The organism is Entomomonas sp. E7T21, from assembly GCF_058693955.1.
The window spans coordinates 2,098,844-2,111,228 of the sequence record NZ_CP191672.1 but is presented as its reverse complement, the minus strand read 5'-3'; the positions used below and the strand labels follow the sequence as shown (position 1 = coordinate 2,111,228).

The 12,385-nt window shown below is 35.8% G+C and carries 12 protein-coding genes; all 12 read right to left on the bottom strand.

The annotated features are described in order from the left end of the window. Window positions 1–112: 112 nt before the first annotated feature. Window positions 113–571 (bottom strand): DUF2946 family protein, encoded by a 459-nt coding sequence (locus ACQVD9_RS10120; protein ID WP_264745915.1) that lies wholly within the window; start codon window positions 569–571, stop codon window positions 113–115. Between the two features lie 190 nt (window positions 572–761). Next, window positions 762–2,411, bottom strand: coding sequence for a hydroxylamine reductase (gene hcp, locus ACQVD9_RS10115; RefSeq protein WP_264745914.1), 1,650 nt, complete (start codon window positions 2,409–2,411; stop codon window positions 762–764). 225 nt (window positions 2,412–2,636) lie between these two features. Then, window positions 2,637–4,169: an SEL1-like repeat protein gene (locus ACQVD9_RS10110; protein ID WP_264745913.1), complete on the bottom strand. Its 1,533-nt coding sequence runs from the start codon at window positions 4,167–4,169 to the stop codon at window positions 2,637–2,639. A gap of 141 nt (window positions 4,170–4,310) precedes the next feature. Further along, a complete protein-coding gene (locus ACQVD9_RS10105) occupies window positions 4,311–4,667 on the bottom strand; it encodes a multidrug transporter (RefSeq protein ID WP_264745912.1) in 357 nt (118 codons plus the stop codon). 178 nt (window positions 4,668–4,845) lie between these two features. After that, a complete protein-coding gene (locus ACQVD9_RS10100) occupies window positions 4,846–5,481 on the bottom strand; it encodes an RluA family pseudouridine synthase (protein ID WP_264745911.1) in 636 nt (211 codons plus the stop codon). Between the two features lie 65 nt (window positions 5,482–5,546). Then, window positions 5,547–5,810, bottom strand: a complete 264-nt coding sequence (minE, locus tag ACQVD9_RS10095) for a cell division topological specificity factor MinE (RefSeq protein ID WP_264745910.1) — start codon at window positions 5,808–5,810, stop codon at window positions 5,547–5,549. Continuing rightward, complete coding sequence (minD, locus tag ACQVD9_RS10090) at window positions 5,807–6,622, bottom strand: septum site-determining protein MinD (protein WP_264745909.1); 816 nt, start codon at window positions 6,620–6,622, stop codon at window positions 5,807–5,809. Before minD ends, minE begins: the two co-directional genes overlap by 4 nt. Window positions 6,623–6,723: 101 nt before the next feature. After that, entirely contained in the window at window positions 6,724–7,686 is a 963-nt protein-coding gene (gene minC / locus ACQVD9_RS10085) for a septum site-determining protein MinC (protein ID WP_264745908.1), read from the bottom strand. Window positions 7,687–7,764: 78 nt separating this feature from the next. Then, the gene (locus tag ACQVD9_RS10080) at window positions 7,765–8,505 is read right to left on the bottom strand and encodes a ComFC family protein (RefSeq protein WP_264745907.1); all 741 of its coding nucleotides are present in this window, start codon (window positions 8,503–8,505) and stop codon (window positions 7,765–7,767) included. Between the two features lie 5 nt (window positions 8,506–8,510). Continuing rightward, window positions 8,511–9,005 (bottom strand): transcription elongation factor GreB, encoded by a 495-nt coding sequence (gene greB / locus ACQVD9_RS10075; RefSeq protein ID WP_264745906.1) that lies wholly within the window; start codon window positions 9,003–9,005, stop codon window positions 8,511–8,513. A gap of 33 nt (window positions 9,006–9,038) precedes the next feature. After that, entirely contained in the window at window positions 9,039–11,546 is a 2,508-nt protein-coding gene (locus ACQVD9_RS10070) for an ABC transporter permease (RefSeq protein WP_264745905.1), read from the bottom strand. A 2-nt stretch (window positions 11,547–11,548) separates the two neighbouring features. Next, a complete protein-coding gene (locus ACQVD9_RS10065; RefSeq protein ID WP_264745904.1) occupies window positions 11,549–12,217 on the bottom strand; it encodes an ABC transporter ATP-binding protein in 669 nt (222 codons plus the stop codon). Between the last annotated feature and the right edge of the window lie 168 nt (window positions 12,218–12,385).

The window sequence follows — 12,385 nt, the reverse complement described above, 5'->3', positions numbered from 1 at the left end:
TGTAGGCAGAAATGCTACAGTGCAAAACATGGCACAAACTTTCTATCAATTAAACAAACAACAAATTTATTAATTAACTATAAAAATAACGTTGAGAATATGAAAATTCTTACTAAACAATTGCTTTGGTTGAAGGAGGAGCTCTACTAAGAATGGACCAGTAGTTAAGGGAAAGAAGGTAAGGATCAGTAACCCTAATAATAGGTTGTTGTTTTGGGGGGGTAAATATGGTTGTATAAAATGCTACTAATATTGAGGCAGTATGCAATAAATCACAATAACCACAATTTACAATGTTATTGCTGTCTTCTGTATTGTTAGAGGTATCCTTTGAGAAAAGAGGTGGTTCTGTTTTAGTCTCTAAAAAATCACTAGGGTTTAGATGATTCTCTTTGTAAAACTGAGAGGCACATTCAAAATGGTTTAATGAAGGTGCATGATTAGGTGTATTTTGAGATGACTCGCCTAATAGAGCGATCGTTTGAGTAATTACTGGACAAATTGTAATCAGTAATATGGCAAACAAGCCCAAGTAAATGTTAAAACGCTTTAATGCCTTGCGTTTAAACACTGTACTCCTCCAGCGAAATAAAATGTTAATATTTTATATGCGACATTTTCTCACATATGGCTTATTACTTATATGGACAAAATGTCGCATTCCTTTATTTTATACATTTTATTACTGCTTGTCATGTTTATAAGTTATAGATAACAGGAGATTCTTATAAAAGGGATAAAAAATATCCCTTTTTATAGATTTAAGCGGCTAAAATTTTATTAAGATCTTGTTCTGCGATTGTTGTTGGATGTAAATCAAATTTTTCAACAATAATATTAATGAGGTTAGGCGTTAAAAAAGCGGGTAAGGTTGGTCCTGCATAGATGTTTTTAACGCCTAGTGATAATAGTGTGAGTAAAATAACAATAGCTTTTTGTTCAAACCAAGAAAGCACAAGTGTTAATGGCAAATCGTTAACTGTACAGCCTAATCTTTCTGATAAATGAACTGCTAGTATAACGGCTGAATAGGCATCATTACATTGCCCGACATCTATTAGTCTTGGTAGACCCTCAATGTCACCAAAGCTTTCCTTATTAAAACGATATTTGCCACAGCCTAAGGTAAGAATGGCACAGTCTTGCGGAACATTCATAGCGAAGTCATTATAGTAATTACGCTCATCACGACTGCCATCACAACCACCTACTAAGAATATATGACGTAATTTTTGTTGGCTAACAAGGTTAAGAACAGTATCTGCTGCACCTAATAATGTTTTACGAGCAAAGCCTATAGTGATTGAGTGTTCTACCTCTGTATGCTGAAAACCAGATAAACTCAAGGCTTGCTGAATAACTTTTGAGAAGTCTCTATCTGCTATATGGTTGACTTCAGGCCAGCCTACCATGCTACGTGTCCAAATACGATCTTGATAGTTGCCTACATTAGGATCAATAATACAATTGGATGTCATGATAATAGGGCCAGGAAAATCAGCAAATTCTTTTTGTTGATTTTGCCAAGCACTACCATAGTTACCTACTAGGTGTTTAAATTTATGAAAAGCAGGGTAGGCATGGGCAGGTAACATTTCACCATGGGTATAAACATTAATACCTTTGCCTTCAGTTTGTTCTAGTAGTGCATAAAGATCTTTTAAATCATGACCAGAGACAACAATACATTTACCTTTTACAGGCTTGGTATTCACAGTGGTTGGTACAGGATCACCAAAGTTACTGGTTTCTCCCTTATCTAATAATTCCATGATCCCAAAATTCATTTGACCAATAGCCATTGCATTATCTAATAATGCATTGATATCTGTTGGTTCAGTTCCAAGCCAACTCATGATTTGATGGTATTGTAAGTGTATATTATTATCAGCTTGATCTAACACATGGGCGTGTTCCATATAGGCGGCTGCGCCTTTTAAACCATATAGGCAAAGCATTCTCAAACCGTGTACATCTTCGCTAATTTCTTTTTTTGATTTTAAAGAAAAATCTTTAGCTTGTTGTTGTAATGCTTCAATGGTATTGCCCTGCAATTGTAATAAAGCAAGGGGATGATCTAATTGTACAGTAGCATCTTTAGTTTGACATTGCTTGATAAGTTGATCTCTTAATTGAATAGCTTCCATGGCATATTCAATAATACGGCTAGAATCAAAGTTAACATTGGTTAAAGTGGAGAAGAAAGCCTTAGGAGAGAAAAAATTAACTTCTGTATCAATGATATTGAGTTCATTTGCCTTAATAGCCCATGCTGATAAGCTTTGTAAAGTAGCTATTAGTAAGTCTTGTAAATCTGATGTTTCCGCTGTTTTACCACACATTCCTTTAGCATAAGCACAACCATTTCCTTGTGGCGTTCTCATTGTTTGTTCACACTGTACGCAATACATATTGAAGTACCTCATCATTTACTTGTAATAGATTTATTGTTTGTAGTAGATGAGTTATCAATTATTATACCAAAGTATAATAGTATAAGAATCAATATGATAGTGATATGATGGGTTATTATGACTAAAGTATATTGTAGTCATAATGATCTTTAGAGTTTTTTTGACATAATGAACAAGATGTACAAGTTATAGATGGCTATGTTTACTTCATATATCAATGAGTTATTGCTTGGATTGTTGTTGCCAATAATTAGCTTTTTGTAGGTCTTTTTCTACACCTAGTCCATGCTGATAGATATAACTTAATGATTGCATTGCTGCATTATTACCGAGTTCAGCAGCTTTTGTAAGCCAGTAGTAGGCTTGCTGATAGTTATGGGTAATAGATGCATCGTTCAAATAAATATTTGCTATATTAAACATGGCCTTATCATTATTTAAGGCAGCCGCTTTCTCAAACCATTGTATAGCTAATTGATTATTTTGTGCTACACCTTGACCTAGTAAGTAGGCAGAACCAATAAGATTCATAGCTTGATCATTATTTAGTTCACTAGCTTTTATAAACCAATTAATTGCCTGTTGGTAGTCTTGAGTAATGGGAGCTGTGCCATTTGCATAAAAATTACCAATGTCAATCATGGCATGGCTATCACCATTATTGGCAGCTTTGTGAAGCCAAGTAATTAACTGTTCATTATCAATTTTTATCTTAGCTGTAGCACATAAGTTGATATAGTTTTTAATAGCTTGGCGATTACCTGTTGAAGCCTCTTGTATATATTGATTAAGCTGGTTGGTATTAAGTTGATAGGTAGCTTGTTCATGACCTAATAAACTGGCTTGTTCAAACCAAGACTTTGCCTGACTTAGGTCTTGCTGGAGACCTTTGCCTGTTTGATAAATGATGCCAAGATTGTACATAGCATCACTGGAGCCAATTTTGGCGGCTTCTAAAAAGTAGTCTATTGCCTTGCTATAGTTTTGGGGTGCTACTTCACCAAAATAGTAGATGGTCCCCAAATTATAGGCGGCTTTTGCATTACCTTGCTGGAAAGCTTGCTCTAACCAATAAATGGCCTCATTAATATCTTTATCAATGCCTTCACCTGTTAGATATAAAATACCAATATTTAACATGGCTACATCATTATGATTTTTCGCTGCTTGTAAATACAAGTTAGCTGCTTGTTTAGGATCTTGTGAAGTACCTAATCCGTTATCATACAAAGTAGCAAGGTTTACCAGTGCTTTAGTATTGCCTAGCTCAACCGCCTTTTCATACCAGTATTTAGCCATTTGATAATCAGTTTCAGTAATATCACCTGCTAAATAGTGATTAGCTAGCTCATACATAGCTTCATGATCATTTTGTTCTGCTTTTTGCTCTAACAGAGAGATGATAACTTTATTGATTGTTTGGATTGCCTTGGGTTGTCCAAGTTTGGCTGCTTGTTGATACCAAGAGAGTGCTTTTTGTAAATCTTGCTTTATACCTACACCCCGATAATAAAGTGTTGCAAGACTAAACATAGCATCAGGATTTTGATTATTTGCAGATAGCTCAAACCAATAAATAGCTTTTACTAAAAAATTCTCTTGTTTGGTTGCAAAATAATGGCCAGCTATTTCTAGTTGAGCTCTACTATCACCTTGTTTAGCTTGTTTTAAAAGAGTAGGAGATATGCCTAATGCATACATTTCCTTTTTACTATTAAAAGCGAAAAGTTGTTTTATAAACGATGTAAAAGACATGAATAACACCTAACAAATATAATGATGTTATGGCAATTGTTAATGAAGTTTTAGTTTAACTAATATCAATAACTATAAAAAAAGCTGTTTATATTGCTATAAACAGCTTTTTAAAAATTTATAAAACAGTACTAAAAATAATTATTGATTATCAGCGCTGTATGCTTTATGAGTGGTTGTACAACCTAAGCAACGAGCAAAAGTTAATCGAGCAGGCTCAGCCACTAAAGCATCAGCTGCTTCACCAACATTACCACCTAATGCTGAGAAAGGTAAAGTAACTAAGAATACACCTGTTCCAATTACTGTTAGTACTGCACCCATAGGGCGAGCAATTACTAAATCACCAACCATTGCATAAGCAGGTGGTGCATTAACATCAAAACGAGGGTCTTCATATTTACTTTGTTCTGCATAGTCTGTAGCAGCATAAGCAGGCGCAACAATTATGCCTAGAGCAAGAATAAATGTAGTAGCAATCCGGCGAAGAGTATTCATTAACTCGATCCTTCTTTAAAGAACAATTCATAAACTTGTTGAAAACATTATAACATAAAGTTAATACTAACTAACTATTAATGCAACATTTTTAGCACTTATATAACTAATTTACTACAATATAGATCAATATTTTTGTAATAAATAAGCAGTTTGTAACAAATTATACAATATTTTATTAAAAAGGAGCAGGACTTTCAAAGAATAATCGTTCTTTTGTAGTTGGGTGTGTGATGGATAGCTCAGTAGCATGTAAACATAGTCGTGGTTGCTCTTCTAGAGCATCTTCATGAGCATATAACTTATCACCTAAAATAGGATGGCCAATAGATAATAGATGTACCCGTAGTTGATGAGATCTTCCTGTAATAGGGGTTAGCTCTAAACGGCTATGGTAATCATGGCGTTCTAATACTTTCCAAAAGGTTAGGGCATGGCGGCCTTGTTGATAATCTATAATATGGCGAGGTTTATTAATAGGATCATAACGTAACGGTAAATCAATAGAACCACTGTCTAAATTAGGTATTCCCCAACATAGTGCAGTATAAGATTTTTGAGTTTCTCTGTCTTGAAATTGTCGAGAAAGTTCTCGATGGCTATCAGGGTCGCGTGCTATAACTAATAAGCCAGAAGTTTCCCAATCAAGTCTATGGACTATCAATGCTTCTGGATAACCATTTTGTTGTAGGCGAGTGATTAAGCAATCTTTATTATCTTCAGCTCGACCAGGTACAGACAGTAGGTAGGGCGGCTTATTAACAATAAGAAAAGAAGGGCACTCATAGATTATTTCGATAGAAGATAACGGCATAAATATCTCTTTATATCAAAGTGCAAATAACTATATTGAGTAGTAATGAAGAAGGCGCTAATAAATTAGCGCCCTTCTGATTCAGGTAGAGTAATATTTAACTCAAGTACTGAACAGTTATCTTGAGTAGCTAACTCTACTTGTATTTGATCCTGTTCAATAGGAATATATTTACGAATTACATCTAGTAAATCTTTCTGTAATTGTGGTAAATAATCAGGTTGTGAATGTCTCCCTCGTTCGTGGGCAACAATAATTTGTAAACGTTCCTTAGCGATAGATGCACTATTGGGTTGCTTCTTGCTTCGGAAGAAATCTAGGATACTCATTCATTACCTCCGAATAAGCGTTGAAAAATTCCTTTCTTAGGTAATTCTAAGAAGCGATAAGGTACAGTTTTACCTAGCAGTCTATCTACAGCATCATTATAGGCTTGGCCTGCATCACTTTGATCATCTAATACTACAGGAATCCCTTGGTTAGAAGCTTTAAGAATAGCTTTTGATTCAGGGATGACACCAATTAGCTCAATGGATAGAATTTCTTTTACATCTTCAATACCTAACATTTCACCTTTTTCTACACGCTCAGGAGAGTAGCGAGTAACTAATAGATGTTCTTTAATAGGTGTTTCATTCTTTTCAGCACGACGTGATTTGCTCGCTAAAAGACCTAGCATACGATCAGAGTCACGCACTGAAGAAACTTCTGGATTAGTCACAACAACAGCTTCATCTGCAAAGTACATGGCAAGATGGGCACCTTTTTCAATACCAGCAGGGGAGTCGCAGATAATATAGTCAAAAGTTTCAGAAAGTTCGTTAATGACTTTTTCAACACCTTCTACGGTTAAGGCATCTTTATCACGTGTTTGGCTTGCTGCAAGAATAAAAAGGTTTTCTACACGTTTGTCTTTAATCAATGCTTGGGTTAGCGTTGCATCGCCATTAATAACATTAACAAAGTCATATACCACACGGCGTTCACAGCCCATGATTAAGTCAAGGTTTCTTAAACCAACATCAAAATCAATAACAGCTGTTTTTAAACCACGCAAGGCTAATCCTGTACCTATTGCTGCACTCGTAGTTGTTTTCCCTACGCCACCTTTACCAGAAGTGACTACAATAATTTTGGCCAAGCTTCCACCTCAATATAATAAATTTAGTTAATAGATGATAAAACTATAAAATTGCTGAACATAATAACCTTTTATAAACACCTTTTAAAGTCTAATCATACTTAAGAAAGGGGGGTAATAGTTAACTGATTTTCTTCGAGATATAACTGAGCTGGTTTTCCCCATAAAGGGTGCCGTCTTAGTTCTTCCTCAGTAATCATCTGTCCTGCAATAGAAATAAGTTCACCCGTTAAATGCGCGCAAAAAATACGTGCTTTGTTATTGCCATGGAAGCCTGCCATGGCTCTTCCACGCATAATACCGTAAATATGAATGTTACCATCTGCCATTAGCTCTGCACCAGTACTGATATTAGAGGTTACAATTAAGTCACAGTCATCAGCTTTAATTTGTTGACCACTACGCACAGGTGTTGCAACAATCATAGTAGGTTTTGGTTGATGTTTAGATTTAGTTGTTTCAGCATGTGTGGTTACATTAGCTGCAATAATCTCTCCATTGAGAGCATCTCCCTCAGTGATTATTGCTTCATTGGTTAGTTCAGGTATATTCTCATTAGTAACAATAGCAGTATCTATAGCTTGCTGTGCTTCTTCTATAGGGAGTTGCTGTTGTCCATCAGCAGATACTTGTTGTTCTGGCTCTGGCGTTTCAGTTATAGGCTCTGTTGAGGTTGGTTCTGCAACAATAGGACGATTAACTGCAATTTCAATAAGTTTTTCTCTAGCGCCTGTTGGAGGTAATACAACTAAACCTAATTTGTGGGCTGTGATCACTGATTTTTCATCATCTGTACGCAAGCCCATTAGTTGAATATTGAATTCTTTAAAAAGAGTAATTAACCCTTTAAGTTCTACTTTTGTTAAAGGGATATCTAGTTTATCAATACTTAGTACCATTGGAATGGTACCAAAAAACTCTGGTGCTTCTTTAACCTTAGCAGTGAGTTCTTTTGTTAGACGTTCAATATTAAAATGAGCAAGTTCAAATACAGTGATGGCCAGCATAGTTCCTTTAAGTTGAAAGGTTGGCTGTTGAGAGGTATCAGAAAATGGTTTGCTCATACTATGTCCATTGTCAATTTAAAATTTAGTGCGAAATTATAGTACAAATCACTGGTTAATAGATAATAAACTTAGGTTTTATTTAAAAGTTTGTGGCGTTCTAGCAATTGTATAAATATCCACTCTGGTAGCGCCTGCTTTATAGAGTATTTTAGTTAAAATATTAGCTGTTGCACCTGTGGTAACCACATCGTCAACAATAGCTAAATGTGCATTGTTAATATTGATAGAAGGATTAATATTAAATGCATTTTTTAAGTTTTGTAATCGCTTTTTAGCAGAAAGTTGTTGTTGGGGTGGTGTATCTATCACCCTAGTAAGTAAATGGTATTGGGTGGGTATAGTTAAATTTTTACCTAACCATTTAGCAAGCATTTCTGCTTGGTTAAAACCTCGTTGTCGTAATCGTTGTTTAGACTGTGGGACAGGGATTAAATACTGTGGTTTGGCTAAGCTATTATTATAATTTTGCTGTAAGTATTCTATTAATAGTGATGCTAGTAGATACCCCATAGGCCATTGTTGTTGGTATTTAAATTTAGCAATAAGTTGGGCAATAGGGAAGTCATAACGATAAGGGGCTATAATCTTATGATAGCTAGGAGGTTGTTGTAGACATTGTCCACAAATACCCTGATGTGGAATAGGTAAACCACAATATTGACAACCTTGTATTATAGCAGGTAAATCTTTTCTGCAATCGTCACAAATAGCTAATGTGCTGTTTTTAATTGTTGTTAGGCACAGTAAACAAGTAGGTCGTAGGGTAAGCCAAAAAGGCTTAAGTTTTTTAAGAACCGCAAACAAGCTATTGGTCATAACATTTAATAAGTTATATCTAGAATATACCAACGTTTAATACCCGTTGGTGTTTGTACCATTACTTCTGCATCTAATGTTTTTCCTAGTAATGCTCTGGCTAGAGGAGAGTCAATACTAATATGATTGTTTTTTAAGTCTAATTCATCGGGGCCGACAATACGGCAACGCATTTCTGTACCTTGTTCATCCTCTAAACTAACCCATGCAGCAAAATAAACTTTTGTTTGATCGGTAGGTGGTTGATCTACTACTTTTAATGCTTCTAGACGTTTAGTTAGAAAACGTACACGGCTATCTATTTCCCGTAGCATTTTTTTGCCATAGGTATATTCAGCATTTTCAGAACGATCACCTTGGGCAGCTGCTTCACTAACTGATTGGGTGATTTTGGGGCGTTTTACATGCCATAACTCATGTAGTTCAGCCCGTAATTTAGCTTCACCTTCTGGGGTAATAAGAGCAGTACCAGCTTTTCGTGGTGGACGATAACGACTCATAGATTCTCTAAAATATTAGCATTTTTAAATAAATTAACCTTCGCGCAATACTTGTAGGGGGCTACTATTAATGGTACGTCGAGTGCCCCATACACCTATGCAGCCAATAAGTATCGCCCCAATCACAGGTAATATCAATAACCAAGGATGAAAGTGCCAACTAATTTTTAAAGTAAAGTGGTACAGTAATCCACTAATCACTTCACAACCTATTGCAGCTAAACCACCAGCCATAGCACCTAATAAAGCAAACTCTGCAATTTGTGTTTGTTTTAGTAGTTGTCTTTTGGCACCTAATGTTCTTAATAAAGCACCTTGGCGAATACGATTATCTAACGTGGATTGTAAGCCAGCAAATAGCACCGTAATACCTGCCAATAAGACAAATAATAAAATATATTCTACAGCAATAGTCACTTGAGAAAGGATGGTATTTAATTGTTTTAGTAACCCATCAATATCCAGCAAGGTAACAGTTGGAAAATTTCTTGCTAGTTCAACAATTTCTTTATCGTGCCCAGTAGCAATATAAAAGCTTGTTAAATAAGTAGCAGGTATGTTTTGTACACTTTCTGGATCAAAGATTACAAAGAAGTTTGGTTGAAAATTATCCCAATTAATTTTCCGTGTACTGGTCATAATGGTTTTATATTCAACACCACCAATTACAAAGGTCAGTTGATCACCTATATTGGCTCCTAAACTTTTTGCTAATTCGTCTTCTAAAGAAACTTTAACTAATGTTTTATCTTCAGTTGAGTCAGACCACCATGCACCACTGGTAATGATATTTTCACTGGGCAGTTCTGCTGTCCAAGTCAAGCTAAGGTCACGGTGGGTAGCATTATCTCCACGACCTGTTAAGTTTAGTTGCGCAACAGGCGTTCCTTTTACTTCTGTTAAGCGTCCAGCAATAATTGGATAATAGGGAGCAATATGGTTAGACAGTTGCTTTACCTGTTCTTGAAATAGCGGTAATTCAGCATCAGTAATATTCATAGCAAAATAGTTAGGCGCATTTTTCGGAAGTTGCTTTTGCCATGTATCTAATAATTCACTACGTAGTAAGATAATCAAAGCCATAGCCATTAAAATAACACCAAAGGCTAAAATTTGACCAATAGCACGTATTGGATAGTGGAGTAATTGTCCTAATCCTAATCGCCAAGGTAAAGAGGCTTTTGTTAATAGTTTTCTTAAACCTTTTAATCCCCATAATAATAGGCCACCTAGCATAGCAATAGCTATTAAGCCGCCTCCCATTAGTGAAAGAGTTAACCTAATATCTAAACTAAGTCTCCACATGATAATGGCTAAAGCTAGGATAGCAAGACCGTAAACAAACCAACTACGAGGAGGTGTAGGGAAAATGTCTTGGCGTAAGACACGGATTGGTGGTGTATTACCCAATGCGGCTAAGGGCGGAATAGCAAAGCCTGCCAAAGCAATTAAGCCTGTAGCTATACCAGCTAAAGCTGGAGATAGGCCAACAGAAGGAAGAACGCCACTAACTAATCCAGCAAGTAATTTAAATAAACCTAATTGTACTAACCAACCTAAAGCAGCGCCTAAGATACAGGCGATTAAGCCAATATAAGCAAGTTGCAGTGTATAAAGTATTAGCACTTGCTTGCGTGATAGACCTAAACAACGCAGTAATGCACTACTATCAAAACGTTGAGTAGCAAACTGATTGGCTGAGAGAGCAACTGCTACACTGGCTAACAAGATAGCTACTAAGCTAGCTAAGTTTAAATAGTTTTCACCTCTACTCAGTGTATTGTTTAGCTGAATATTGCCATCTTTCCCTGTTAAAATACGTTGGTGAGGGGCAATGGTTGGTGTGATTTTGGTGTGATATTGATTGATGGCTTCTGCTGTACCTGCCCAAAGTTGCCGATAACTAGCACGACTACCAGGTTGTATGGCATTGGTGGCAGGTAGATCAGACATATTCATAAGAATATGAGGGTTTAACGTATAAAAATCCATTGAGCGATCAGGTTCATAAGTTAGAATTTTGGTGACGCGTAATTGAGCATTACCAATATTAATCATATCCCCTAAGTTAACGTTTAATGCGATAAATAAGCGTTGTTCAGCCCATACTTCACCAGCAGGAGGGCCATTAGATGTTGTTTGTTCTGTTATATCAAAAGCAGTTTTGTATTTTAGTTGTCCACGTAAGGGATAGTTATTATCTACCGCTTTAACACCTACTAACTGCATCTCATCTTGATTAATGACAACAGTACTAAAAGAAACTGTTTTGGCTTGTGTTAAGCCTAGTTTTTCACCTTCATTAATTTGTTCAGTGGTTGCAGGAGAACTACCACTAATAACAAGGTCTGCCGCTAAAAATTCACCAGCTTTTGTCTCCATTGAAGCTTGTAAACGAGCACTAAAGTAACCAATAGCGGTGCTACAAGTAACAGCTATCATTAAAGCAAAGAATAAAATTCGTAACTCGCCTGCTCTTATATCTCTTAACAGTTGCCTAAAAGCGAGAGAGAATAATTTGATAGGAACCAGCTTACTCATCCTTAGTTAGCCTCATTTGTAAGTTGACCCGCTTCAATTTGAATTTGTCGTTGACAACGTTTCGCGAGTCGTTCTTCATGAGTTACTAATACTAGTGTTGTAGATTGTTCTCTATTAAGTTCAAATAATAAATCGCTAATATGTTCGCCTGTATGAGTATCTAAATTACCTGTTGGCTCATCGGCAAATAATATTTTAGGGTTTGAGGCAAAGGCACGAGCAATAGCAACTCTTTGCTGTTCACCACCTGATAGCTGTTTAGGGTAGTGATGCAGGCGATGTTTTAATCCTACTCTTGCTAATAATTGGTGTGCTTGTTTGTTAGCATTACTATTTCCCTCTAACTCCAAGGGTAACATGACATTTTCTAATGCTGTTAATGTATCAAGCAATTGAAAAGATTGAAAAACAAAACCAACATTCTCAGCCCTTACGGCAGCACGCTGATCTTCATTTAATTGATTGAGTATTTTTCCTGCTAATGTAATAGTGCCAGAGCTAGGTGTATCTAAACCAGCAAGTAGTCCTAATAATGTTGATTTACCTGAACCTGAGCTTCCTACAATGGCTAAACTATCACCTGCTTTAAGATCAAAACTAATGTCTTGTAAAATGACAAGGTCTTGTTCACCCTTAATCACTTTTCCAACTTGCTGTGCACTCAAAATCATACTGTTATAACCCCTTGTATATAAATAAAAATATAAGGACGACAGGTAATATTTTTATTTATATTCCCATTCTATTTTTTAATTTAATAACTATTTTAAAAAGTATATTAAAGTAACTACAATATTTAATATGTATATATTTAATTCTAATGTTTAATTTTAAAACTA